This is a genomic window from Burkholderia sp. CpTa8-5 (genome assembly GCF_017815045.1).
Lineage (GTDB): Bacteria > Pseudomonadota > Gammaproteobacteria > Burkholderiales > Burkholderiaceae > Burkholderia > Burkholderia sola.
Window position 1 is genome coordinate 160404 of sequence record NZ_JAGIQD010000009.1, and the last position, 25104, is coordinate 185507.

At 65.7% G+C, this 25104-nt stretch carries 18 protein-coding genes; 2 read left to right on the forward strand and 16 right to left on the reverse strand.

What is annotated here, in order from left to right; genetic code table 11:
- The first annotated feature begins 32 nt into the window (after positions 1 to 32).
- Positions 33 to 1541: an AMP-binding protein gene (locus J8I35_RS16365; protein ID WP_209926202.1), complete on the forward strand. Its 1509-nt coding sequence runs from the start codon at positions 33 to 35 to the stop codon at positions 1539 to 1541.
- A gap of 302 nt (positions 1542 to 1843) precedes the next feature.
- Here the strand turns inward: J8I35_RS16365 and J8I35_RS16370 are convergent, their stop codons facing one another.
- The 4 genes from J8I35_RS16370 to hemE form a co-directional block, all read right to left on the reverse strand.
- Positions 1844 to 2983 carry a branched-chain amino acid ABC transporter substrate-binding protein gene (locus J8I35_RS16370; RefSeq protein WP_050015844.1) on the reverse strand — a complete coding sequence of 380 codons (1140 nt, stop codon included), beginning with the start codon at positions 2981 to 2983 and terminating at the stop codon, positions 1844 to 1846.
- A gap of 84 nt (positions 2984 to 3067) precedes the next feature.
- Positions 3068 to 7000 carry a trifunctional transcriptional regulator/proline dehydrogenase/L-glutamate gamma-semialdehyde dehydrogenase gene (gene putA / locus J8I35_RS16375; protein WP_209926203.1) on the reverse strand — a complete coding sequence of 1311 codons (3933 nt, stop codon included), beginning with the start codon at positions 6998 to 7000 and terminating at the stop codon, positions 3068 to 3070.
- 400 nt (positions 7001 to 7400) lie between these two features.
- Entirely contained in the window at positions 7401 to 9662 is a 2262-nt protein-coding gene (locus tag J8I35_RS16380; RefSeq protein WP_209926204.1) for a primosomal protein N', read from the reverse strand.
- Between the two features lie 451 nt (positions 9663 to 10113).
- Positions 10114 to 11208, reverse strand: coding sequence for a uroporphyrinogen decarboxylase (gene hemE, locus J8I35_RS16385; RefSeq protein WP_290369655.1), 1095 nt, complete (start codon positions 11206 to 11208; stop codon positions 10114 to 10116).
- Between the two features lie 148 nt (positions 11209 to 11356).
- Between hemE and J8I35_RS16390 the strand changes: the two genes are divergently transcribed.
- Complete coding sequence (locus tag J8I35_RS16390; RefSeq protein WP_209926205.1) at positions 11357 to 12169, forward strand: transporter substrate-binding domain-containing protein; 813 nt, start codon at positions 11357 to 11359, stop codon at positions 12167 to 12169.
- A gap of 737 nt (positions 12170 to 12906) precedes the next feature.
- Here J8I35_RS16390 and J8I35_RS16395 read toward each other — a convergent pair.
- The 12 genes from J8I35_RS16395 to J8I35_RS16450 form a co-directional block, all read right to left on the reverse strand.
- Positions 12907 to 14634, reverse strand: a complete 1728-nt coding sequence (locus tag J8I35_RS16395; protein ID WP_209926206.1) for an AMP-binding protein — start codon at positions 14632 to 14634, stop codon at positions 12907 to 12909.
- 270 nt (positions 14635 to 14904) lie between these two features.
- A complete protein-coding gene (locus J8I35_RS16400) occupies positions 14905 to 15330 on the reverse strand; it encodes a F0F1 ATP synthase subunit epsilon (RefSeq protein ID WP_006477288.1) in 426 nt (141 codons plus the stop codon).
- A gap of 121 nt (positions 15331 to 15451) precedes the next feature.
- Positions 15452 to 16846 (reverse strand): F0F1 ATP synthase subunit beta, encoded by a 1395-nt coding sequence (atpD, locus tag J8I35_RS16405; RefSeq protein WP_031397079.1) that lies wholly within the window; start codon positions 16844 to 16846, stop codon positions 15452 to 15454.
- Positions 16847 to 16912: 66 nt separating this feature from the next.
- Positions 16913 to 17788 (reverse strand): F0F1 ATP synthase subunit gamma, encoded by an 876-nt coding sequence (gene atpG, locus J8I35_RS16410; RefSeq protein WP_034209645.1) that lies wholly within the window; start codon positions 17786 to 17788, stop codon positions 16913 to 16915.
- Between the two features lie 122 nt (positions 17789 to 17910).
- Positions 17911 to 19452, reverse strand: coding sequence for a F0F1 ATP synthase subunit alpha (gene atpA / locus J8I35_RS16415; RefSeq protein ID WP_006756467.1), 1542 nt, complete (start codon positions 19450 to 19452; stop codon positions 17911 to 17913).
- A 44-nt stretch (positions 19453 to 19496) separates the two neighbouring features.
- Positions 19497 to 20036 (reverse strand): F0F1 ATP synthase subunit delta, encoded by a 540-nt coding sequence (locus J8I35_RS16420; protein WP_006477284.1) that lies wholly within the window; start codon positions 20034 to 20036, stop codon positions 19497 to 19499.
- Between the two features lie 2 nt (positions 20037 to 20038).
- Positions 20039 to 20509 (reverse strand): F0F1 ATP synthase subunit B, encoded by a 471-nt coding sequence (locus tag J8I35_RS16425; protein ID WP_006477283.1) that lies wholly within the window; start codon positions 20507 to 20509, stop codon positions 20039 to 20041.
- 129 nt (positions 20510 to 20638) lie between these two features.
- On the reverse strand, positions 20639 to 20908 hold the full coding sequence (gene atpE, locus J8I35_RS16430) for a F0F1 ATP synthase subunit C (protein WP_006482730.1): 270 nt from the start codon (positions 20906 to 20908) through the stop codon (positions 20639 to 20641).
- A gap of 75 nt (positions 20909 to 20983) precedes the next feature.
- Positions 20984 to 21835, reverse strand: a complete 852-nt coding sequence (gene atpB, locus J8I35_RS16435) for a F0F1 ATP synthase subunit A (protein WP_050015830.1) — start codon at positions 21833 to 21835, stop codon at positions 20984 to 20986.
- A gap of 110 nt (positions 21836 to 21945) precedes the next feature.
- Positions 21946 to 22470 carry an ATP synthase subunit I gene (locus J8I35_RS16440; RefSeq protein WP_050015828.1) on the reverse strand — a complete coding sequence of 175 codons (525 nt, stop codon included), beginning with the start codon at positions 22468 to 22470 and terminating at the stop codon, positions 21946 to 21948.
- Between the two features lie 569 nt (positions 22471 to 23039).
- Positions 23040 to 24170 carry an SLC13 family permease gene (locus J8I35_RS16445; RefSeq protein WP_209926207.1) on the reverse strand — a complete coding sequence of 377 codons (1131 nt, stop codon included), beginning with the start codon at positions 24168 to 24170 and terminating at the stop codon, positions 23040 to 23042.
- A gap of 10 nt (positions 24171 to 24180) precedes the next feature.
- Positions 24181 to 25074: a ParB/RepB/Spo0J family partition protein gene (locus tag J8I35_RS16450; protein ID WP_011546803.1), complete on the reverse strand. Its 894-nt coding sequence runs from the start codon at positions 25072 to 25074 to the stop codon at positions 24181 to 24183.
- Positions 25075 to 25104: the final 30 nt, after the last annotated feature.

Below are 25104 nucleotides of genomic sequence, written 5' to 3' on the forward strand. Positions count from 1 at the left end.
AATTCGCGTTCGTTCGCCCGCCCGGAGCCCCGATGAACCTCGTCGCCGCCCTCGACCGCGCCGCCCGTGCGACGCCCGACAAGCCGTTCCTCGTCAGCGAATCCGCGACGATCACGTATGCGGCCGCACGCGAGCGTTCGCACCGCGCGGCGGCCGTGCTGAGCGCGCTCGGCGTCGCGGCCGGCGACCGCGTCGCCGCGATGTGCTTCAACACGCCGGCCTTCGTCGACCTGATGTTCGGCGCATGGCGGCTCGGCGCGGCGTTCGTGCCGATCAACCACAAGCTGCAGGCGCCGGAAGTCGATTACGTGCTCGAACACAGCGGCAGCACCGTGCTGCTGTTCGACGTCGCGCTCGCGCCGGTGGTCGAGCGCATCGTGCATCCGGCGCGGCGGCTCGTGACCGAAGGCGAACTCGACGGCGTGCCGAACTTCGACACGATGTGCGCGACGATGGACGGCCTCGCGGGCATCGAGCCGGCCGACGACGACGTCGCGCAGATCCTCTACACGTCCGGCACGACCGGCCGCCCGAAGGGTTGCATGCACAGTCATCGCACGGTCACGCTCGCCGCGATGCAGGCGGCGCTCGCCATCGGCATCGGCCGCAACGAACGCACGCTGATGGCGATGCCGATCTGGCATTCGTCGCCGCTGAACAACTGGTTCGGCGGCACGCTGGTCGCGGGCGGCACCGTCGTGCTGCTGCGCGAATACCATCCGCTGCGCTTCCTGCAGACCGTCGAGCGCGAGCGCGTGACGCTGTATTTCGGCGCGCCGGTGTCGTACACGCTGCCGCTCGACACGGTCGACGGCTTCGCGGCGTTCGATCTGTCGAGCGTGCGCGCGTGGCTGTACGGCGGCGGCCCGATCGGCGCCGCGCAGGCCGAACGGCTCGCCCGTGCGTATCGCAGTCACGCGTTCTTTCAGGTGTACGGAATGACGGAAGCGGGGCCGGCCGGCACGACGCTGTATCCGGACGAGCAGATCGCGAAGGCCGGCTCGATCGGCCGCCACGGCGGCCCGGGCGTCGACCTGAGGGTCGTGCGGATGGACGGTGTCGATGCGCGGCCGGGCGAGACCGGCGAGATCTGGTTGAAGGCCGACAGCATGATGCTCGGCTATCTCGACGACGCGGCCGCGACGCGTGCCGCGTTCGCGCCGGGCGGCTGGTATCGCACCGGCGACCTCGCACGGATCGATCAGGAGGGCTATCTGTTCATCGTCGACCGGCTGAAGGACATGATCGTCACCGGCGGCGAGAACGTCTATTCGAAGGAGGTGGAGGACGTGCTCGGTGCGCACCCGGACGTCGCCGAGGCGGCCGTCGTCGGCGTCGCGCATCCGGACTGGGGCGAGACGGTCGTCGCGCACGTCGTGACGCGGGCGAACGCGGCGCCCGATGCGGACGCGCTGCGCGCGTTCTGCGGCGAGCGGCTCGCCGCGTACAAGATCCCGCGCGAGTTCACGTTCGTGCAGGCGCTGCCGCGCACGCCGACCGGCAAGCTGCAGAAGTTTCTGCTGCGCGTGCGCGGGGGCTGAGTATCCGCGATTGAACCAGCGCATTCGCGCACGCGCGGTCAATGCAACAGGCAGAACTGAATAAGTAATAGAAGTTACCAGCGCTGAATCATATTCGTCCGATTGATCGACGTTTCTTATCTGGAATAGCGTCTCTAGGCAGCCATTCCATTTACTGAGACAGGGAAGCCGGATGAAAAACGAACCCAAAGGCCGTGCACCGCCAAAGAAAAAGCCACCCGGCCCGACGGCCCGGTGGCTTTTTCACACGACCGGCCGGACAGCGACATGCGCCGCCGGCCGCGCGTCACATCAAAGGCTGCTTACTTCCCGCCGATGCTCTTCAGCGGCTTCCAGTCGCCCTTCTCGACCTTGTACATCGTGATGCCGCCGTTCTTGAGGTCGCCCTTCGCGTCGTACGCGACGTGCGTCGACGTGACGCCGGCCATGTCGGTCTTCGCGAGCACCGGCAGGTACTTCGCCGGATCGGTCGAATCGGCCTTCTTCATCGCGTTCAGCATCGCCATCGCGCCGTCGTACGCGTACGGCGAGTACGTCTGCACGTCTTCGCCGAAGCGCTTCTTGTACTTGTCGGCGTAAGCCTTGCCGCCCGGCATTTCTTCCAGCGGGAGGCCGGCCAGCGATGCGATCGTGCCTTCGGCCGCGTTGCCCGCGATCTTCAGGAACGTCGGCGTCTTCACCATTTCGCCGCTCATCAGCGGAGCGGTGATGCCGAGCGCCTTCATCTGCTTGACCATCGGCGCAGCCTGCGAATCCGCGCCGCCGTAGTAGACGAGGTCCGGCTTCGCCGCCTTCAGCTTCGTCAGAATCGCCTTGAAGTCGACAGCCTTGTCGTTCGTGAATTCACGGTCGACGATCGTCGCGCCGCCGGCCTTCGCGGCCTTCTCGAACTGGTCGGCGAGACCCTGGCCGTAGGCCGTGCGGTCGTCGACGATCGCGATCTTCTTCATGCCGAGATCCTTCGACGCGAACGTGCCGGCCACCGAGCCCTGCTGCGTGTCGGACGTCATCATGCGGAAGGTCGTCTTGTAACCCTGCTGCGTGTATTCCGGCGCCGTCGCCATCGCGATTTCCGGAATGCCCGCGTTCGCGTAGATGCGCGAAGCCGGAATCGTCGTGCCCGAGTTGAAGTGGCCGAGCATGCCCTTGATGCCGTCGTCGACCAGCTTCTGGGCGACCGTCGTACCCGTGCGCGGGTCGGCCTGGTCGTCCTGCGTGTCGAGCACGAATTTCACGGCCTTGCCGCCGATCTTCGGGTTCGTCGCGTTGAAGTCTTCCAGCGCGAGCACGATCCCGTTCTGCATATCCTTGCCGTAGTGCGCCTGCGCGCCCGTCATCGGCCCTGCGTAACCAATCTTCACGTCGTCCGCATGGGCCGTCCCCGCCAGCGACATGACCGCGACGAACGTCGCGCCTGCCACTTTTTTCATCGTGTGTTGCATAGCATCTCCTTGGTACCAGGGTAAATGGAGCGGCTTCGGGATCGCCTGGCCGCTTCCTTTGTTTGATCCGAACGGCAAGGATGATCAGCCGATCGTCATCAAATTCGCATTGCCGCCCGCCGCGGCCGTATTCACGCTCACCGAGCGCTCCGTCAGCAACCGCTCGAGCGCGTAGTCTTCCGCGTCGCCGTTCTCGAACGCGCCCGCCGACACGCCCTGCACCGATACGATCGGCCCCGGGCGCTGCGCGACGTCCTTCACGAGCGTCTGCAGCTCGTCGCTGTCGCCTTCGAACAGCACCGCGTCGAACGGCGCGTCGGCCTGCTTGCGCACGGCCGCGTGCGCCTTCAGCGACGCCGGCAGCGCGGCGACCAGCGCCTCGCCCGCCGCGCCGGCGAACAACGCGCGGTTGCCGGTCGCCAGCACCGCCGCGAACTGCGCGCGCGCGCCGCCCGGCGTGGCCGCGACACACAGCACCGTGCCGCGCGGGCCGAGTGTATACGTGTTTCGCTCGCCCGTCGGGCCGGTCAGCACCGCGGTTGCGCCGGCCGGCACCTGTGCGAGGTAACCGTCGCAGCGTGCGGCGAGCGCCGGCTCGCGCTGCTCGATCAGCCAGTCGCGCAGCGCGGTGAGCGCTGCCGCCGGATTGCCGCGCGCGTCGCCATCGGCCGCGCCGTCCGCGATCAGCGACTCCGCGAGCGAACGCGGCAGCCCCGACGGACGCGTCGCGAGCAGGCGCTGCAGGTACAGCGCGCCGCCGGCCTTCGGCCCCGTACCCGACAGCCCTTCGCCGCCGAACGGCTGCACGCCGACCACCGCGCCGATCACGTTGCGGTTCACGTAGATGTTGCCCACGTGCGCATTCGAGATCACGTGCGCGATCGTCTCGTCGATCCGCGTGTGGATGCCGAGCGTCAGCCCGTAGCCGGTCGCGCGGATCTGCTCGAGCAGCTTGTCGAGCTGGCTGCGGCGGTAGCGCACCACGTGCAGCACGGGGCCGAACACTTCACGCTTCAGCTCGTCGATGCTGCCGATCTCGATCAGCGTCGGCGGCACGAACGTGCCGTGCGCGCATGCGTCGGGCATCGGCAGCTGCGTGACCGCATGGCCCTTGTCCTTCATCGCCGCGACGTGCGCGTCGATCGTCTGCTTCGCTTCCGCGTCGATCACCGGGCCGACGTCGGTCGACAGCCGGTCCGGGTTGCCGAGCGCGAGCTCGTGCATCGCGCCCTTGAGCATCGTCAGCGTGCGGTCCGCGACGTCGTCCTGCAGACACAGAACGCGCAGCGCCGAACACCGTTGACCGGCCGAGTCGAACGACGACTGCATCACGTCCGCGACCACTTGCTCCGCGAGCGCCGACGAGTCGACGATCATCGCGTTCTGGCCGCCCGTTTCGGCGATCAGCGGAATCGGCTTGCCGTCCGGGTCGAGGCGCGCGGCGAGCGTCTTGTTGATCAGGCGCGCGACTTCGGTCGAGCCCGTGAACATCACCGCACGCGTGCGCGGATCGGCGACCAGCGCCGCGCCGACGGTCTCGCCCGTGCCCGGCAGCAGCTGCACCGCGCCGGCCGGCACGCCGGCCTCGCGCAGCAGGCGCACGGCCTGGGCGGCGATCAGCGGCGTCTGTTCGGCCGGCTTCGCGAGCACCGTGTTGCCGGCGGCGAGCGCCGCGGCCACCTGGCCCATGAAGATCGCGAGCGGGAAGTTCCACGGGCTGATACAGACGACGGGGCCGAGCGGACGGTGCGTGTCGTTCGAGAATTCGCCGCGGATCTGCGCCGCGTAGTAGCGCAGGAAGTCGACCGCTTCGCGGATCTCGGCGATCGCGTTCGGCAGCGACTTGCCGGCTTCGCGCACGATCAGGCCCATCAGCGTGTGCATCTGCGCTTCGAGCAGATCGGCCGCGCGCACCAGGCAATCGGCGCGCGCATCGACCGGCGTGGCCTGCCAGATCGGCGCGGCGGCCACCGCGTGCGCGAGCGCCGCGCTCACGTGTTCGGACGTCGCTTCGCTGACCGTGCCGACCAGGTCGCGCTGGTCGGCCGGGTTGCGCACGTCGCGCGCCGGCGCGTCGGCGAGCGCGTCGTCGGCGAGCATCGGCGCCGCGCGCCACGGGTGGTGCGCGCTCGCGAGCAGCGCGGACGACAGCGACGCGAGACGGTGTTCGTTCGACAGGTCGAGGCCCATCGAGTTGGGACGCTCGTCGCCGTACAGGTGGCGCGGCAGCGGGATCTTTGCGTGCGGCGCGCCGAGCGGCACGATCTTCGACGCTTCGTCGACCGGATCGGCGACCAGCTCCTTCACCGACACGGTTTTATCGGCGATGCGGTTCACGAACGACGTGTTCGCGCCGTTTTCCAGCAGACGGCGCACGAGGTAGGCGAGCAGCGTCTCGTGCGTGCCGACCGGTGCATACACGCGGCACGGGCGATTCAGCTTGTCGCGGCCCGTGACTTCCTCGTACAGCGGCTCGCCCATCCCGTGCAGACACTGGAATTCGTACTGGCCCGGGTAGTAGTTCTGGCCCGCGAGCTGGTAGATCGCGGCCAGCGTGTACGCGTTGTGCGTCGCGAACTGCGGATACACGGCGTCCGGCGCCGCGAGCAGCTTCTTCGCGCATGCGAGATACGACACGTCGGTGTAGATCTTGCGCGTGTAGACCGGATAGCCTTCGAGGCCGTCGACCTGAGCACGCTTGATTTCGCTGTCCCAGTACGCGCCCTTCACGAGGCGGATCATCAGGCGGTGACGGCTGCGGCGCGCGAGATCGATCAGGTAGTCGATCACGAACGGGCAGCGCTTCTGGTAGCCCTGCACGACGAAGCCGATGCCGTTCCAGCCCGCGAGATCCGGATCGAAGCACAGCGCCTCGAGCAGGTCGAGCGACAGCTCGAGGCGGTCGGCTTCTTCCGCGTCGATGTTCAGGCCGATGTCGTAGCGGCGCGCGAGCAGCGCGAGGGCGCGCACGCGCGGCAGCAGCTCGCTCATCGTGCGGTCCTGTTGCGAGCGCGAGTAGCGCGCATGCAGCGCCGACAGCTTGATCGAGATGCCCGGGCCTTCGTAGATGCCGCGGCCGCCGGCCGCCTTGCCGATCGCGTGGATCGCCTGTTCGTACGACGCGTAGTAGCGCTGCGCGTCCTCTTCGGTCGTCGCCGCTTCGCCGAGCATGTCGTACGAATAGCGGAAGCCGCGCGCTTCGTACTTGCGGCTGTTCGCGAGCGCTTCGGAAATCGTTTCGCCGGTGACGAACTGCTCGCCCATCAGGCGCATCGCCATGTCGACGCCCTTGCGGATCAGCGGCTCGCCGCCGCGGCCAATCAGGCGCGTGAGTGCCGACGACAGGCCCGCTTCGCTATTGGTCGTCACGAGCTTGCCGGTGATCATCAGCCCCCAGGTCGCCGCGTTCACGAACAGCGACGGCGCGTGGCCGACGTGCGAGCGCCAGTCGCCCTTGCTGATCTTGTCGCGGATCAGCGCGTCGCGCGTCGCGCGATCGGGAATGCGCAGCAGCGCTTCGGCGAGGCACATCAGCGCGACGCCTTCCTGGCTCGACAGCGAGAACTCGTGGATCAGCCCTTCGACGCCGCCGCCCGAGCTCTTCTCGCGCAGCGCCTCGACCAGCTTCGTCGCGAGCGCCTGCACGTCCGCCTGCAGGTTCGCAGGCAGGCGCGCCTGGCCGAGCAGGAACGGCACGCACTCCGGTTCCGGCCGGCGGTACGCAGCCGTGATCGCCGCGCGCAGCACCGATTGCGGCTGCACGTTCTGCGCGAACTCGAGGAACGGATGCGGCGAGTTGTCGTCGTCGCCGTCCGCGGACTGACCGTCGGCGAGCTCCGTCACGCCGCTGTGGCCCGACAGCTCGGGCGGCAACTGGCCGTGCTCGATCCGCTCGAGATACGCGAAGATCGCCTGCTTGATCAGCCAGTGGGGAGTGCGCTCGAGACGCGCTGCCGCGTCTTTCAGGCGCGAGCGGAGAAGGTCGTCGACTTTGACGCCGAGAGTCGTGCTTGCCATGGTGGGTTCGTGCGCCGGTGCGAGCCCGGCAGTATGGTGTAAGAGGATGCGCGAAATCCTACGGCACGCAATAAAAAGGTGCAACCAAATTGAGAGAGGGGTTGCACCCATAAGTTAGTCAATATAATCAGCCACTTATGAGGTTGCAACCTAGGGGTTGCCCGTGGTCGGGGGCTCGGTGTTTTCCCTGATCGGGGCGATTCGGTACGCGTGTGCAACCTTCGGCATGCGCGGAAGCAGTCGAAAAACGGGTTGCACTGGGCGGTGTGACGCGGTGGGGTGCGGGCGCCGGGCGCCGGGCGCGAGACGGGAGACGGGAGACGGGAGACGATTCGGGCGCGCGGCGGCCCGGGCTTCCCGTATCAGGCAACGCCCCGCGCGACAGCCGCGCGGGCGCCGCTCAGATATCCAGCGGATCGACCTCGACGCTCCACCGCAGCACGCCCTTCAGCGCGCGCAACTCCGGCAACCATGCGCGCAGCGCATGCTGCAGCGCCGCCCGCGATGCGCTTTCGAGGAGCAACTGCGCGCGGTGAACGTTGGCGACCTTCACGATCGTCATCGGCACCGCGTCGTACACGGTCACGCGTTCGGCGCCCGGCAGCCCCGGCAACGCGGCCGCGGCCTGCAGCAGGAACGCGAGCGCCGCGTCGAGCGTACGCCCTTCGGCGCGCAGCAGCGCCTGGTAGACGAACGGCGGCAGGTGCGCGTCGCGACGCTCGCCGAGCTGCGAATTCGCGAAACCGACGTAATCCTGCCGGCCGAGCGCGTGGTACAGCGCGTGACGCGGGTAGCGCGTCTGCACCATCACCTCGCCCGGCAGCCCGGCCCGCCCCGCGCGGCCGCTCACCTGCATCAGCTGCGCGAACAGCCGCTCGCTCGCGCGGAAGTCGTGCGAAAACAGCGCGGTATCGGCATTGAGCACGCCGACGAGCGACACGCGCTGGAAGTCGTGCCCCTTCGCGATCATCTGCGTGCCGACCAGGATGTCGACCTCGCCCGCGTGCACGTCGGAAAAAAGCGCCTGCGCGCTGCCCTTGCGGCGCGTGCTGTCCGCGTCGATCCGCAGGATCCGCGCGCCCGGCACGGTCTCGGCGAGCGCCTCCTCGATGCGCTGCGTGCCGCGCCCGAGCGGCGCGATGTCGACGTTCCCGCACTCGGGACACGACCGCGGAATCCGCGCTTCCCAGCCGCAGTGATGGCAGCGCAACGCATGCTCGGGCTTGTGCAGCACGACGTACGCGCTGCAGCGCGGGCAACCGGCCACCCAGCCGCATGCGTCGCACGCGAGCTGCGGCGCATAACCGCGCCGGTTCAGGAACACGAGGCTCTGTTCGCCGCGTTCGAGCCGCGCCTTCAGCGCCGCGACGAGCGGCCCCGACAGCCCGCCCATCGATGCGCGCCCGCGCCGCCGTTCCTCTTCGAGATCGATCAGCCGCACGGTCGGCAGCGTCGCGTCGGCCACCGCGCGGCGCGACAGCGTGAGCCGCGTGTAGCGCCCCTGCTCGGCCTGCCACCAGCTTTCGAGCGACGGCGTGGCCGAGCCGAGCACGATAGTGATGCCGAGCTGCTTCGCGCGCCACACCGCCAGGTCACGCGCCGAATAGCGCAATCCTTCCTGCTGCTTGTACGCGGGCTCGTGCTCCTCGTCGACGACGATCAGCGCAAGCGTCGGCATCGACGCGAGCACCGCGAGCCGCGTGCCGAGCACGATCCGCGCGCGGCCCGTGTGCGCGGCGAGCCAGTTGCGCGCCCGCTCGCCTTCGGCAAGCCCGCTGTGCAGCGTGACGATCGCATCGTCGGCGAGCGCGCCCGCGAAGCGCGCGCGAAACGCGGCCTCGAACTGCGGCGTCAGGTTGATTTCCGGCACGAGCACGAGCGCCTGCGCGTCCGGCCGCGCGTCGAGCAGCGACGCGAGCGCATGCAGATAGACCTCGGTCTTGCCGCTGCCCGTCACGCCGTGCAGCAGGAACGGCGCGAAGCCCTGCGCCGCGCGGATCGCGTCGAGCGCTTCGGCCTGCTGGTCGGTCAACGCCGGCGGCACAGCGCGTCCACTGCTTGTCGACAGGTTATCCACAGGGTTGGCCACAGGCGCATCGGCCCAGCCGATCTCTTCGACGTCGACCCAGCCGCGTGCCGCCCAGTCGTCGAGCGTCGCGACAGCCTTCGGATGCAGCGCACGCGCGTCGGGCAGCGTCAACGAACCGGTATCGGCCAGCGCCTGCGCGAGCCGGCGCAGCGCGGCGCCGCGCGCGGGCAATGCGTCGGGCAGCGCCGCGCGGCCGGCTTCGGTCGGCCGGTAGCGCACTTCGGGCGCGAGCAACCGCCCCCAGCGCCCGGCGTCGCGCAGCGCCTGCGGCAGCGCCGGTAACGCGACTTCGCCGCGCCCGCGCTGATAGTAGTCGGCGGCGAACGATACGAGCGCGAGCCAGTCCGCCGACAGCGGCCGCAGCTCCGTGCAGATCGCATCGACCGCGCGCAGCCGCGTCGGCGGTACCTCGGTGTGAGTGGTGACTTCGCAGACGAGCCCGACGGCCTGCCGCTTGCCGAACGGCACCTGCACGAGCGTGCCGGGCACGGGCACCGGCTGCGCGTCGCAGCGGTAGTCGAACAGGGTCGCGAGCGGATGGTCGAGCGCCACGCGCAGGTAGGTGCCGCTCATCCGCGCGCTCCGGGAGCGGCGGTACGCAGCATACGGACGGCCGGCATCCGCGTCCGCATCGCGGCGGCGAACTTAAAGTAAAACGTCAGATTCGGCGCTAAGTTTTGGATTCGCATTAGGAATCGCCGTATACCCTGCCCAGCCTGTGGATAACTTTGTTGAGAACTCGCCGCTCAATGGCCGCAACGCGCGCCGGGCCGTGCTTTCCGCTGTTTTTCGCCGCTTCCGGCGGTGCCCCGCGAAGCCTTATTCCATAAGGCTGCTATTCAAATTACCCAACCATAGCGAGACAAATTGACCGATACGGGGCTCTACCGCGCTGCAACGTGGAAAATGTGTATAAGTCAAGTCTTGACAAGCACCGAATCGGCAACGGGAGCGGGGTTGCGTCCTGTTTAGTTTCAAAAACGAAACATCGTCATCCCGCAGCGCAGCATGACGGCGCTTGCGTTCAGCCCGCCGCTCCGCTACGGATCGCGCGGCTGTGGGTATGGACTTCGTCGACGAGTTCGGCGACGTGATCGGGCGACGTGAATTGCGAAATGCCGTGCCCGAGGTTGAACACGTGGCCCGGATGGTTGCCGTAGCTGTCGAGCACCGCGCGCGCCTGTTCGCGCACCGCGGCCGGCGGCGCAAACAGGATCGTCGGGTCGAGGTTGCCCTGCAGGGCGACGCGCCCCGCGACGCGCTCGCGCGCGGCGCCGAGGTTGACCGTCCAGTCGAGCCCGACCGCGTCGACGCCGGTCGCCGCGATCTCCTCGAGCCACAGCCCGCCGCCCTTCGTGAACGTGATCACCGGCACGCGCTCGCCGTCATGCTCGCGCTTGAGCTGCGACACCACGCGGCGGATATAGTCGAGCGAGAAGCGCTGGTACGCGCCGTCGGCCAGCGCGCCGCCCCACGTATCGAAGATCATCACGGCCTGCGCGCCCGCTTCGATCTGTGCGTTCAGGTACGCGGCCACCGCCTGCGCGTTCACGTCGAGGATCCGGTGCATCAGGTCCGGGCGCGAATACGCCATCGACTTCACCGTACGGAAATCGTCCGAGCCGCCGCCTTCGACCATGTAGCACGCGAGCGTCCACGGGCTGCCCGAGAAGCCGATCAGCGGCACGCGCTGCCGGCCCTGGCCGTCGGTGAGCGCGCGGCGGATCTCGCGCACGGCGCCCGTCACGTAGCCGAGCGTCTCCTCGATGTCCGGCACCGCGAGCCTCGCGACGTCGGCCTCGGTGCGCACCGGATGCGCGAACTTCGGCCCTTCGCCGACCTGAAAGTCGAGGCCGAGCCCCATCGCGTCGGGAATCGTCAGGATGTCGGAGAACAGGATCGCGGCGTCGAGCGGAAAGCGCTCGAGCGGCTGCAACGTCACTTCTGTCGCGTAGTCGGGATGCTTCGCGAGACCGAGGAAGCTGCCGGCGCGCGCGCGCGTCGCGTTGTATTCGGGCAGGTAGCGGCCGGCCTGGCGCATCAGCCAGATCGGCGTGTAGTCGGTCGGCTCGCGCAGAAGCGCACGCAGGAAGGTGTCGTTGAGCAGGTTATGGGCCACGGTAGGAGCGACGAAGCGAAGGCAAAGCGGCATTTTACCGGACAGCCGCGATCGGGCTGCGCATGCCGATGCGATGGCGGCCATATGACGCGCGCGATGGCTCCGTTATGATCGGACGCTCATATCGAACGAAACGAAGGAGGAGACGATGAAGACACTCGCCACGCTTGCCGCGCTCGCCACTGCCACCGCGTTTTGCTGCGCTGCCGCGCACGCGCAGGGAGCGGCCACGGCCGCGCCCGCGGGCGCCGCGGCCGCCGGCTCGCGGCTCGACGACGTGCTCGCGCGCGGCACGCTGCGCGTGTGCACGACGGGCGATTACAAGCCGTATTCGTACTACCGCGCGGACGGCCGCTTCGAGGGCATCGACATCGATATGGCGGAGTCGCTCGCGAAATCGCTCGGCGTGAAGGCGGACTACGTGAAGACGAGCTGGCCGAACCTCACCCACGACTTCGTCGCGAAGTGCGACATCGCGGTGGGCGGCGTGTCGACGACGCTCGAGCGCCAGAAGCGCGTGTTCTTCACGCAGCCGTACGTGGTCGACGGCAAGACGCCGATCGTGCGCTGCGCGGATGCCGACAAGTACCAGACCGTCGCGCAGATCGACCGGCCCGATACGCGCGTGATCGTGAATCCGGGCGGGACCAACGAGCGCTTCGCGAAGCAGTTCTTCACGCATGCGAACCTGAGCGTCTATCCGGACAACGTGACGATCTTCAAGCAGATCCTCGCGGGCAAGGCTGACGTGATGGTGACGGATGCGTCCGAGACGCTGCTGCAGCAAAAGCTGAATCCGGGCCTCTGCTCGGTGCATCCGGACAAACCGTTCCAGTTCGGCGAGAAGGCGTATATGGTGCCGCGCGGCGACGTCGTGTTCCAGCAATACGTCGACCAGTGGCTGCATCTCGCGCTGTCCACCGGTGAATACCAGGCAATTGCGGACAAGTGGCTGAAGTAGTCGGCTGAAGTAGTCGCGAGCGCGTGCGGCCTCGGCGGCCAATAATGGAAATCGTCCCCGTTGTTGCCGCCGACGAAGACTGAAAGCGGTGTGTTCTGCAGCCGGGCCGGCGCCCCGCCGTTACAGATTGCGGTGACGCCGACCGGCGTGAAACCGCGAAAATTGGCCGAATGGCCGACTACCGCGTGCGCCGATCACGTTTCAAAATCTTTCTGACGAATGAATCCTCATGCGCGGTATCTATCGCGCGATGCACATTCACGCGTGCAAATGGGCAATTCACTGACGCGAAAACGCAGGAAAAACGCGTGATGCGCATACGATGAAAACTCTGTGGAAAAGACGGGTAAATATGACCTTTTTCAGGACCCCGAAAACAGCAAAAAATCCCGGAAAGCCTTATCTGGCGGGCGTTACAACCTGAAACACTTTGTTACCGCCACGGGTCATTAATTCGCCCACAATGGGCCTCAACGGTTTCAACACGGATGCGGTCTCGTGTGCCAAGTGTGAGCGGACGCGAAGCGCTGCGAGCCAGTCGGTCACGTACCGAAGCCCTTCCGAGGGGCATCCCTGTTGGAGTCGTTTCCGGCCCCCGCCGGATCCGGTTTCATCTTTGGTCTCCTCGCGCTAACCCCGTAGCGTGTGGTTTTTAGCGGGCTAATAAGCCCGCTTTTTTTCGTCCATCGAAAACGTAGCGACCTACAGGCCGCCACGTTTTTTCGCACCGTCTCCCTTCAAGCAGTCTTCTGCACGTCGAGCTTCAGTTCGTCGATCATCCGCTCGCGCATCACGAACTTCTGCACCTTGCCCGTCACCGTCATCGGCAGTTCGTCGACGAAGCGGATATAGCGCGGAATCTTGTAGTGCGCGATCTGCCCGTTGCAGAACGCGCGCACGTCGTCCTCGGTCATCTGCTCGTCCGCGCGCAGCACGATCCACGCGCACAGCTCCTCGCCGTACTTCGCATCGGGCACGCCGAATACCTGCGCGCTCTGGATCTTCGGATGGCGGAACAGGAATTCCTCGATCTCACGCGGATAGACGTTCTCGCCGCCGCGAATCACCATGTCCTTCAGGCGGCCGACGATGTTGCAATAGCCGTCCTCGTCGAGCGTCGCGAGGTCGCCCGTATGCATCCAGCCGTCGACCAGCACCTCGCGCGTCTTCGCGTCGTCATCCCAGTAGCCGAGCATCACCGAATAGCCCTTCGTGCACAGCTCGCCCGTCGCGCCGACCGGCACGATGTTGCCGCTCGGATCGACGATCTTCACTTCGAGATGCGGCTGGATGCGGCCGACCGTCGTCGTGCGCTTTTCCAGCGGATCGTCGGTCGAGCTTTGGAACGACACGGGGCTCGTCTCCGTCATCCCGTACGCGATCGTGATTTCGGACAGATGCATCTGCGCGACGACGCGCTTCATCGTCTCGATCGGGCACGGCGAGCCGGCCATGATCCCGGTGCGCAGCGTCGACAGGTCGAATTTCGCGAATTCCGGATGGTCGAGTTCGGCGATGAACATCGTCGGCACGCCATGCAGCGCGGTGCAGCGTTCTTCGGCCACTGCCGCGAGCGTCGCGACCGGATCGAACGCTTCGCCGGGAAACACCATCGCGGCGCCCGTCGACACGCAGGCGAGCACGGCCAGCACCATCCCGAAGCAGTGATAGAGCGGCACCGGGATGCAGAGCGAATCCTGTTCGGTGAAACGCATCGCCATCGCGATCGAGCGCGCGTTGTTGACGACGTTGCGGTGCGTGAGCGTCGCGCCCTTCGGGCTGCCGGTCGTGCCGCTCGTGAACTGGATGTTGATCGGATCGTTGGCCGCGAGCGTCGCGCCGATCGCATCGAGCAGCGCCGGATCGACGGCCTGGCGGCCGCGCGCCATCACGTCCGCGAAGCGGAACATGCCGGCGGGCGCCACCTCGCCCATCGACACGATCGTGCGCAGGCTCGGCACGCGCGCCGCATGCAGGTCGCCCGGCGTCGCGGTCGCGAGCTCCGGCGCGATGGTCTGCAGCATCTCGACGTACGCGGAACTCTTGAAGCGCTCGGCCGCGATCACGGCCTTGCAGCCGACCTTGTTCAGCGCGTATTCGAGCTCCGACAGCCGGTAGGCCGGATTGATGTTGACCAGCACCGCGCCGATCCGCGCGGTCGCGAACTGCGTGAGCAGCCATTCGCTGCGGTTCGGCGACCAGATGCCGACGCAGTCGCCCTTCACGATCCCGAGCGCGGCGAGCCCCGCGGCCAGCACGTCGACCTCGTGTGCGAATTCGCGCCAGGTCCAGCGCACCTGCTGCTCGCGAAACACGACGGCCGGACGGTCGGGAAAGCGGCCGGCCGTGTCGAGCAGGAACCGGCCGATCGTCGCGTCGGATAGCGGCACGTCGGTCGCGCCGCGCACGTAGGACAGTCCGTTTTCGGGCGCGATCAGCGCCCCCTTGCCAAGGTCTGCTGCCATCGATGTCTCCGTCCGTTTTTGTCTGATCGGCCCGCGCGCGTGCTGCGCCTGCCTGCTGCGCGCGCGCCTCCGCCGCGACGATCGCGACGGACGGCCTCAGCGCGGATGATGCCGCGCTCCGCTGACGACACTCTGACATCGAATCGCGGCGGGCGGGTGAAATAGCACGACCGGACGATACGATCCGGCCCGCAAAAAGACAGACGAAAAAGCCGGGCGAAAAAAAAGCAGCCCGAAGGCTGCTTTCTTTCGCGGGATACGCGGCGCGGCTCAGTGCCGGCTGCGGATCTTCGCCAGACGCTGGATCGCCTCGAGCTGCGCCATCGCGGTCGCGAGCTCGGATTGCGCTTTCGCGAGGTCGAGATCCGACTTCGCGTTCTGCAGCGTTTCCTCGGCGCGCTTGCGCGCTTCCTCGGCTTTCGCCGCGTCGAGGTCCTTGCCGCGGATCGCGGTATCGGCGAGCACCGTCACGGCGCCCGGCTGCACTTCGAGAATGCCGCCCGCGACGAACACGAATTCGTCGTTGCCGCCCTCGACTTCGATGCGCACCGCACCCGGACGAATCCGCGTGATCAGCGGCGTGTGACCCGGCAGAATGCCCAGCTCACCCGTTTCGCCCGGCAGCGCGACGAATTTCGCCTCGCCCGAGAAGATCTGCTCTTCCGCGCTGACGACGTCTACTTTGATGGTTGCCATATCGACTCCAATCTCATCCACAGGTTGAGCGTATTGCGGCCGACGCGGGCGGCCGGCATACAAGTCATCGCTGACTCATTGCTCCGGCCGGCACACGCCGGCTTGCGCCCCACTCAAGCCCTTACTGGATCTTCTTGGCCTTTTCGAAGGCTTCGTCGATCGTGCCGACCATGTAGAACGCCTGTTCCGGCAGGTGGTCGCACTCGCCGTCGACGATCATCTTGAAGCCGCGGATCGTTTCCTTCAGCGGCACGTACTTGCCCGGCGAGCCCGTGAACACTTCAGCGACGTGGAACGGCTGCGACAGGAAACGCTGGATCTTACGCGCACGTGCGACCGACAGCTTGTCTTCTGGCGACAGTTCGTCCATGCCCAGAATCGCGATGATGTCGCGCAGTTCCTTGTAGCGCTGCAGCGTCTGCTGAACGCGACGGGTGATCGAGTAGTGCTCTTCACCGATCACGTTCGGGTCGATCTGGCGCGACGTCGAGTCGAGCGGGTCGACCGCCGGGTAGATGCCCAGCGAAGCGATGTCACGCGACAGAACGACGGTTGCGTCCAGGTGGCCGAAGGTGGTCGCCGGCGACGGGTCGGTCAAGTCGTCCGCAGGGACGTACACGGCCTGAACCGACGTAATCGAGCCCTTCTTGGTCGACGTGATGCGCTCTTGCAGCTTGCCCATTTCTTCAGCCAGCGTCGGCTGATAGCCCACTGCCGACGGCATACGGCCGAGCAGTGCCGACACTTCGGTACCGGCCAGCGTGAAACGGTAGATGTTGTCGACGAAGAACAGCACGTCGAGGCCTTCGTCACGGAAGTGCTCGGCCATCGTCAGGCCGGTCAGCGCGACGCGCAGACGGTTGCCCGGCGGCTCGTTCATCTGGCCGTACACCAGCGCGACCTTGTCGAGAACGTTCGAGTCCTTCATTTCGTGGTAGAAGTCGTTCCCTTCACGGGTACGCTCGCCCACGCCCGCGAACACGGAGTAACCGCCGTGTTCCTTCGCGATGTTGTTGATGAGCTCCATCATGTTGACGGTCTTGCCCACGCCAGCACCGCCGAACAGGCCAACCTTGCCGCCCTTCGCGAACGGGCAGATCAGGTCGATGACCTTGATACCCGTTTCGAGCAGTTCGGTCGACGGCGACAGTTCGTCGAACGCCGGCGCCTTCTGGTGGATCGAACGCGTCGTTTCGCTTTCGATCGGGCCAGCTTCGTCGATCGGACGGCCAAGCACGTCCATGATTCGGCCGAGGGTCGGCTTGCCGACCGGCACCGAGATCGGCTTTGCCGTGTTCTTCACGGTCAGGCCGCGGCGCAGGCCGTCGGATGCACCCAGACAAATGGTACGGACCACGCCGTCGCCCAGCTGCTGCTGGACTTCGAGCGTCAGTTCCGAGCCATCGAGAATAAGCGCGTCGTAGATCTTCGGCATGCTGTCGCGCGGGAATTCCACGTCGATAACGGCGCCGATGCACTGTACGATCTTGCCTTCTACCAAAGCAGCAGTACTCATCGCTTTTCCTTTAAATACCTGATTCTTTACTCGCGCAAAGGCGCAGTTGTCGTCCCGGGCGCGCGCTTAAACAGCGGCTGCGCCGCCGACGATCTCCGACAGTTCTTTCGTGATCGCGGCCTGACGGCTCTTGTTGTATACGAGCTGCAGTTCGCTGATCACCGTCTTCGCGTTGTCGGACGCGGCCTTCATCGCGACCATGCGCGCCGATTGCTCGGACGCCATGTTTTCCGCGACGGCCTGGTACACCAGCGCCTCGACGTAACGCACGAGCAGTTCGTCGACGACTGCCTGCGCGTCCGGCTCGTAGATGTAGTCCCACGACGTCGCCGGCGTACCGTCATCGGCTTCGAAGTGTTCCGACGACAGCGGCAGCAGCTGCTCGATCACGGCTTCCTGCTTCATCGTGTTGACGAAGCGCGTGTAAGCGATATAAACCGCCGACAGCTTGCCTTCCGAGTACAGATCGAGCTGCGTCTTCACGGCGCCGATCAGCTTGTCCAGGTGCGGGGTGTCGCCGAGGTGCACGACCTGCGACATCACCTTCGCGCCGAAGCGGTTCAGGAACCCGAGGCCCTTGCCGCCGATCGCGGTGGCTTCGACCTTCTGGCCCTTCTCTTCCAGCTCCTTGAACTTCTGCACCGTCGCACGCAGCACGTTGGTGTTCAGACCACCGCACAGACCCTTGTCCGTCGTGACGAGGATGATGCCGGCCGTCTGCGCGCCGTCGTTCGCCACCATGAACGGGTGGCGGTACTCGGGGTTCGCACGGCTCATGTGCGCGGCGATGGCACGGACCTTGTCTGCATACGGACGAGCAGCGCGCATGCGTTCCTGCGCGCGACGCATCTTCGATGCAGCCACCATCTCCATCGCCTTCGTGATCTTGCGCGTGTTCTGCACGCTCTTGATCTTGCCGCGAATTTCCTTCATTCCAGCCATAGCTTGCTCCTTTGCGCCCCGAGTTAGCGCTTTAGCGCTTTACTCGGGGCTCATGCCTCGCTCACCGAAGCGGCGCGGGCGCATCATGCGCGCCCGCGCGGCCTCGGTGTGTCACTCGCGGATCAATAGGCACCGGACTTCTTGAAGGATTCGATCGCCGCGCGCAGCGCGCCTTCGTCGTCCTTCGAGAGATCCTTGGTGTCTTCGATGCGCTTGATGAGGTCAGCGTGGCTGGTCTTCAGGTTGTCGCGCAGGCCCTTCTCGAACGACAGCACTTGCTTGACGTCGAGGTCGTCGAGGTAGCCGTTGTTTGCGGCGTACAGCGACACGGCCAGTTCCCACACCTGCAGCGGCTGGTACTGCGGCTGCTTCAGCAGTTCCGTCACGCGGCGACCGCGCTCGAGCTGCTTGCGGGTCGCTTCGTCGAGGTCCGATGCGAACTGCGCGAATGCGGCCAGTTCACGATACTGCGCGAGGTCGGTACGGATACCGCCCGACAGCTTCTTCACGACCTTCGTCTGAGCGGCGCCACCGACTCGCGACACCGACACGCCGGCGTTGATTGCCGGGCGGATGCCTGCGTTGAACAGGTCGGTTTCCAGGAAGATCTGGCCGTCGGTAATCGAGATCACGTTCGTCGGAACGAACGCGGTCACGTCGCCAGCCTGCGTTTCGATGACCGGCAGTGCCGTCAGCGAACCGCTCTTGCCCTTCACTTCGCCGTTCGTGAACTTCTCGACGTACTCTTCCGACACGCGAGCCGCACGCTCGAGCAGACGCGAGTGCAGATAGAACACGTCGCCCGGGTACGCTTCACGGCCCGGCGGGCGGCGCAGCAGCAGCGAGATCTGACGGTATGCCCAAGCCTGCTTGGTCAAGTCGTCATAGATGATCAGCGCGTCTTGGCCGCGGTCGCGGAAGTATTCGCCCATCGTGCAGCCGGCGTACGGCGCCAGGTACTGCATCGCAGCCGAATCCGATGCCGAAGCGGCGACGACGATCGTGTATTCCATCGCGCCCGTTTCTTCGAGCTTGCGAACCACGTTCATGATCGACGAAGCCTTCTGGCCGATCGCGACGTAGATACAGATCAGGTCCTTGCCCTTCTGGTTGATGATCGCGTCGAGCGCCACCGCGGTCTTGCCGCACTGACGGTCGCCGATGATCAGCTCGCGCTGGCCACGGCCGATCGGCACCATCGCGTCGATCGACTTGATGCCCGTCTGCACCGGCTGCGACACCGACTTACGCCAGATCACGCCCGGGGCGATCTTTTCGATCGCGTCGGTCAGCTTCGCGTTGACCGGGCCCTTGCCGTCGATCGGGTTGCCGAGCGCGTCGACCACGCGGCCGACGAGTTCCGGACCAACCGGGACTTCGAGAATGCGGCCCGTCGTCTTGACGATGTCGCCTTCCGAGATGTGTTCGTATTCGCCGAGAATCACCGCGCCGACCGAGTCGCGCTCGAGGTTCAGCGCGAGACCGAACGTGTTGCCCGGAAACTCGAGCATTTCGCCCTGCATCACGTCCGACAGGCCGTGGATACGCACGATACCGTCGGTCACGGAGATCACGGTGCCCTGGTTGCGAACGTCTGCGCTCGCTTCAAGGCCCTGGATCCGGCTCTTGATCAGCTCGCTGATCTCAGAGGGATTGAGTTGCATTATTCGCTCCTGATAGTCAATTCTGTTGCGTGCCGGCGTGGCGCTCAGGCGGTCAAGGCAGCCTGCATCGATGCGAGACGCGCGCGAACCGAGGTGTCGAGCACTTCGTCGCCGACCGTCACGCGCACGCCGCCGATCAGCGACGAATCGACTTCGACCGTCGGTTTCAGCTTGCGCTTGAACTTGCGTTCGAGGCCCGAGACGAGACTGTCGAGATCCGCGCCGTTCAGCGGGAACGCGCTCACGATCTCGGCGTCGGCTGCACCTTCACGTTCGTTCTTGAGCGCCTCGAACTGCTCGGCAATTTCCGGCAGCAGCGCGATGCGATGATTGTCGACCAGCATCTGCACGAAGTTCTTCGCTTCGGCGCCGGCCGCGACGGGCGACTTCACCGCAGCAAGCAGCAGCTCGGCTACTTGCGTGCGCGTCACCTTCGGGCTCGACGCGACCGACAGTACTTCCGGCAGACGCGCAACCTGGGCCAGCTCTTGCACGAGCGTGGACCAGGCGGCGATGTCACCGCCCTCGGCCACGCGGAACAGCGCTTCTGCGTAAGGGCGGGCGATGGTTGCAAGTTCGGCCATGATCAGAGCTCGGCTTTCAGTTGATTCAGCAGTTGGGCGTGGGCCGTTTGATCGACTTCGCGCTTCAGGATCTGCTCGGCGCCCTTCACGGCCAGCGCGGCGACTTCGCCACGCAGCGCTTCGCGCGCCTTCACGATTTGCTGTTCTGCTTCCGCCTTCGCCTGGGCGACGATGCGGGCGGCTTCAGCCTGGGCGTTGGCCTTGATTTCCTCGGCGACCGCCTGCGCACGCTTTTCAGCGTCGGCGATGCGCTGCTGGCCGTCGTTGCGGGCCTGCGCGAGTTCCTGGTCCACGCGCTTGTGCGCTGCGTCGAGTTCCGCCTTGCCCTTCTCCGCGGCGGCGAGGCCGTCGGCGATCTTCTTCGAACGTTCGTCGAGGGCGTTGATCAACGGCGGCCACACGAATTTCATCGTGAACCACGCGAGGACCAGGAACACGACCATTTGCGCAAACAGAGTTGCGTTGAGATTCACGGTGTTTCCTTATCTGCTATTCCGGAAAAATGAAACGGTAAGGCGCTCATCGAGTTGCATTCGATCAGCGCCCCAAGTCTCCGTTCCGCCCTGCGCCGGCTCGCGCCGGACGCATATTTCCGAGGAACCTTAGCCTGCGAGCTTCGACAGGAGCGGGTTCGCGAACGCGAACAGCATTGCGACACCCACGCCGATCAGGAATGCAGCGTCGATCAGACCAGCCAGCAGGAACATCTTCGTTTGCAGCGGGTTGATGAGTTCCGGCTGACGTGCGCAGGCTTCGATGTACTTGCCACCCATCAGCGCGATACCGATACAGGCGCCGATTGCACCCAGGCCGATGATGATGCCGATACCGATGGCGGTCAGACCCTGGATGTTGGCGATGTAAGCTTGCATGATCACTCCTTTGTGAAAAGACTTGGAACTGAGATTTAAAAAACTAAAACGAAGACTCTTTGTTGCACGCCGCGCTTAGTGCGTGTCGTGCGCCTGGCCGAGATACACCAGCGTCAGCATCATGAAAATGAATGCCTGCAACAGAACAATCAGGATGTGGAAGATTGCCCAGACGCTACCCGCGATCACATGACCAACGAAGCCGAGGAACGTTGCGTCGCCACCGAAGCTCCACATACTGCCGAGCAGGGCGATCAACAGGAACAACAGCTCACCCGCGTACATGTTGCCGAACAGCCGCATGCCGAGGGAGACGGTCTTTGCGAGGTATTCGACGATGTTCAACGCGAGGTTCGGAATCCACAGCAGCGGGTGGGCGCCGAACGGCGCCGACAGCAGCTCATGCACAAAGCCGCCCGCGCCCTTGATCTTGATGCTGTAGTAGATCATCAGGACGAACACGCCGAGCGCGATGCCGAGCGTGCCGTTCAGGTCGGCCGTCGGGACGATGCGATGGTGGGAAATCACGTCCGACAGACCGAGCAGGCCGATCACGCGGCCCGGCAGGTCGACCGGGAGGAAGTCGAGGGAGTTCATCAGCGCGACCCACACGAACACCGTGAGGGCGAGCGGCGCGATGAAGGTGCGATTGCCGTGGACGATGGCCTTCGACTGGTCTTCGACCATTTCGACGAGCATCTCGATCGCGCACTGGAAACGGCCCGGCACGCCCGACGTCGCCTTGCGGGCGGCCAGACGCAGCAGGAGGATCGTCACGATGCCGCATACGATCGACCAGAACAGCGTGTCGATATTCCAGACGTGAATATCGAAAATCGACGTCTGATGCGAGGTGGAGAAATTCTGCAAGTGGTGCGCAATGTACTCGGACGGATCCGGACCGCGCGTGCCTTCGCTAGCTGCCATATCGTTAATGCCACCCAAATTGTCGAAAATCGTTTTGCCCCGTTCCGCAACACGCTATTGCGGGAACGGGCCGGTGCGGTTCGTTGTCGAAACCGCACGCTGCTTGTTCCTTACCGCCAGGCCAGCGCGATCCAGTACGTCTTCAGCACGACGAGGTACGTGACGAGGAACGGCACCCAGTGCACGCCGGCCCAGCCGAACGCCACCGCGGTGAACATCCCGATCGTCAGAGCGAGTTTCAGGGCTTCGCCCATCACCCAGCTCATCACGGTGGCCGAGCCACCTGCCTTCAGTCGTGCCACGAATACCGCACTGGGCACCCAGCCGATCGCTCCGCCCAGAAACGCGGATTGCGCAGCGGCGCCCGGCGACTTCGAAAACAGCCACCACGCCAGCGTTGCAACCAGGGACAGGACCACTTGCGCGAACACCACCTTGTAGGGGGTCACGCGCGAGGGCTTGCTCACGTTCGGGCCAAACAGCCTTTCGGCCTCGGCCCGCGTCAGCGGAACGATGTTGTTATCTTGCTGCTCGACATCCCAGTCGTCGTCGGATTCACGCCGCTCGCCGGCCGCCGAAGCGGTGCGTTGCGTGCGCTGATCATCGTGCCTGTCGTCCGGCGCCTGACCCGCCATCGCAATCTTCCGCTGAAATCCTTGAACCCGACCCCAAGCTTTCTGAAAGCTTTCAGGGGTGCCTAGCTAACAAATCCGGGCGATTGTAAGCGATAGTTGCAAGTGATTCAAGGCTTTAGACGCGACAAAAACCTGCATAAAACGACGCCTCATGATGTGAAAAAACGCCCGATTCGACGACGTACGATGACAGTTGTAAGGTCGGTTTCGTGCACCGGTATTTCGTGCGCAAAAAACTCCGGTGACGGGGGTAAATGGCGGGGAAACGATGCGCGAGGCGGGTCAGGCGGAAGCGGTGCGATCGCCGCACGGAATTCGCTGCAATGCAGCCATTGGAAACGACTCGGCGCGACGCGCCCGAATCAGCCACGCGCGAGAACCGAACAGCGCGCGCGACGCGAGAAATTCGACCGGATGTTCGCGCATCGATTCATCCAGTCAGTTGTCGCGCCGCCACAGATGTTCGACTGTGGATTGCAACACTTATCCACAATGCTCGATCACGATGGACGCTGTGCGCCCTGCCCGCGACCCGAACGGCACACCTGCGCCGCACACACCGGCCTCGCTCAACCGTGCATGAGCAGCCACGCGCCGAGCGCCGCGCTCACCAGCGCGAACGGAATCGACACGACGTGGAACGGCAGCCACATGCGCGGCTCTTTCGCGAGACGCACCGCGATCAGGTTCGCGAGCGAACCGATCGCGAAACCGAAGCCACCGACCGATACGCCGAAGGCAAGCGCGCGCCAGTCGCGCGTGAACTCCGAGAGCAGGATCGCGGCCGGCACGTTGCTGATCACCTGCGACAGCACGGCGCCGGCGGCATAGACGCGCAGCGGCGAATCGAGTTGCGCGTGCGCGATCGCGTCGTGCACGACGGGCAGCGCGGCCGCGCTGCGCAGCACGACGAACATCAGCACGAAGATCAGCAGCAGCAGCCAGTCGATCTTCAGGACTGCGTCGCGTTTGACGGCGAGCAGCACGATCGCGACCCCGACGAGGCCCGGCAGCGGATGGTGCGCATCGGCGAGCAGCACGAATGCGGCGAACAGCACCGCCGCGATCAGCGCGTGCATGCGTTGTACGGGAAAGGCCGCGGCGTCGCCGGACAGGTCGAGCGGCTTCGCGCGGAACATCAACGCGGTCAGCACGAACAGCAGCGCCATTAGCGCGACGGCGAGCGGCCCGAGCGTGACCACGAAGCGGCCGAACGACACGCCGCTCAATTGCCACAGGAAAAGATTCTGCGGATTGCCGAGCGGCGTCGCGACGGACCCCGCATTGACCGCCAGCGCGACGACGATCACGAGCCGCCGGAACGGCAGCGGCGTCAGCGCGCGCAGCGACACCATCAACGGCACGACGACGAACAGCGCGACGTCGTTGGTGAGCCACATCGACAATACCGCGGCGAAGCCGACGAGCAGCATCGCGAGCCCGCGCTCGGAATGCACGTGATGCACGATGCGATGCGCGAGCCACATCAGGCAGCCGGACAGCTCGAGCGCCTTCGTCAACATCAGCAGGCCCGCGAGCGTCGCGACCGTCTGCCAGTCGACGCGATCGGCGAGTACCGAAAATGGTTGCGGACGCACCCATTGCAGCACGATCAGCCCCAGCGCGAGCACCGATAGTACCGGTTCCTGCGCAAGCCAGCCGAGCCACCGGCGCGGCGGCGGTGCGCCCGTTTCCTGCATACCTGCCCCGTTATTCTTCTGTTGCGACGTTGCCGCGCAGTCGCGCGAGAATGCCCTCGAGTGCATCGAGGTTGCCGAAGTCGATCAGCACCTGCCCTCGCCCGCGGCGGCCGAGCTTGATCTTCACCGTCGACGCGAGCAGGTCCGACAACTCCTCTTCGAGGCGACGCGTATCGCGACCGCCATCGTCCTTCGCACGCGCCTTCACGGCCGGGGCTTCCTTCGTCGTGTGCGAGACGAGCTTCTCGGTCTCGCGCACCGACATGCGCTTGTTGACCACCTGATGCGCGAGCGTGATCTGCGTGGCCGCATCGACCGCGAGCAGCGCCCGTGCGTGCCCCATGTCGAGATCGCCGGCCAGCAGCATCGTCTGCACCGGCGACGCGAGGTTCAGCAGGCGCAACAGGTTCGACACCGCGCTGCGCGAACGGCCGACCGATTCGGCCGCCTGTTCGTGCGTGAAACCGAACTCGTCGAGCAGACGCTGGATGCCGTGCGCCTCTTCGAGCGGATTCAGGTCCTCGCGCTGGATGTTCTCGATCAGCGCCATCGCGGCGGCGGCCTGATCGGATACGTCCTTCACGAGCACCGGCACTTCATCGAGGCCGGCCAGGCGCGCCGCGCGGAACCGCCGCTCGCCCGCGATGATCTCGTATTTGTCTGACGAAATGGGCCGTACCAGGATCGGCTGCATCACGCCCTGCGCGCGAATGCTTGCCGCGAGTTCCTGCAGGCTGCCCTCGTCCATCCGCGTGCGCGGCTGGTACTTGCCGGCTTGCAGCTTGCCGAGCGCGAGCGTGTTCGGTGCGCCTTCGATCTTCACCGCTTCGGTGATATCGGCGCTGCCGCCGAGCAGCGCTTCGAGGCCACGTCCCAAGCCCTTCTTCTTTGGTACCGCGTTCATGTCTTTCTTCCTCGCTTCGCTCATGTCCGG

Coding starts and splice junctions, on each gene's coding strand:
- J8I35_RS16365 (WP_209926202.1), top strand. CDS start 33: ATGAACCTCGTCGCCGCCCTCGACCGCGCCGCCCGTGCGACGCCCGAC.
- J8I35_RS16370 (WP_050015844.1), bottom strand. CDS start 2,983: ATGCAACACACGATGAAAAAAGTGGCAGGCGCGACGTTCGTCGCGGTC.
- putA (WP_209926203.1), bottom strand. CDS start 7,000: ATGGCAAGCACGACTCTCGGCGTCAAAGTCGACGACCTTCTCCGCTCG.
- J8I35_RS16380 (WP_209926204.1), bottom strand. CDS start 9,662: ATGAGCGGCACCTACCTGCGCGTGGCGCTCGACCATCCGCTCGCGACC.
- J8I35_RS16390 (WP_209926205.1), top strand. CDS start 11,357: ATGAAGACACTCGCCACGCTTGCCGCGCTCGCCACTGCCACCGCGTTT.
- J8I35_RS16395 (WP_209926206.1), bottom strand. CDS start 14,634: ATGGCAGCAGACCTTGGCAAGGGGGCGCTGATCGCGCCCGAAAACGGA.
- J8I35_RS16400 (WP_006477288.1), bottom strand. CDS start 15,330: ATGGCAACCATCAAAGTAGACGTCGTCAGCGCGGAAGAGCAGATCTTC.
- atpD (WP_031397079.1), bottom strand. CDS start 16,846: ATGAGTACTGCTGCTTTGGTAGAAGGCAAGATCGTACAGTGCATCGGC.
- atpG (WP_034209645.1), bottom strand. CDS start 17,788: ATGGCTGGAATGAAGGAAATTCGCGGCAAGATCAAGAGCGTGCAGAAC.
- atpA (WP_006756467.1), bottom strand. CDS start 19,452: ATGCAACTCAATCCCTCTGAGATCAGCGAGCTGATCAAGAGCCGGATC.
- J8I35_RS16420 (WP_006477284.1), bottom strand. CDS start 20,036: ATGGCCGAACTTGCAACCATCGCCCGCCCTTACGCAGAAGCGCTGTTC.
- atpE (WP_006482730.1), bottom strand. CDS start 20,908: ATGCAAGCTTACATCGCCAACATCCAGGGTCTGACCGCCATCGGTATC.
- atpB (WP_050015830.1), bottom strand. CDS start 21,835: ATGGCAGCTAGCGAAGGCACGCGCGGTCCGGATCCGTCCGAGTACATT.
- J8I35_RS16440 (WP_050015828.1), bottom strand. CDS start 22,470: ATGGCGGGTCAGGCGCCGGACGACAGGCACGATGATCAGCGCACGCAA.
- J8I35_RS16445 (WP_209926207.1), bottom strand. CDS start 24,170: ATGCAGGAAACGGGCGCACCGCCGCCGCGCCGGTGGCTCGGCTGGCTT.
- J8I35_RS16450 (WP_011546803.1), bottom strand. CDS start 25,074: ATGAACGCGGTACCAAAGAAGAAGGGCTTGGGACGTGGCCTCGAAGCG.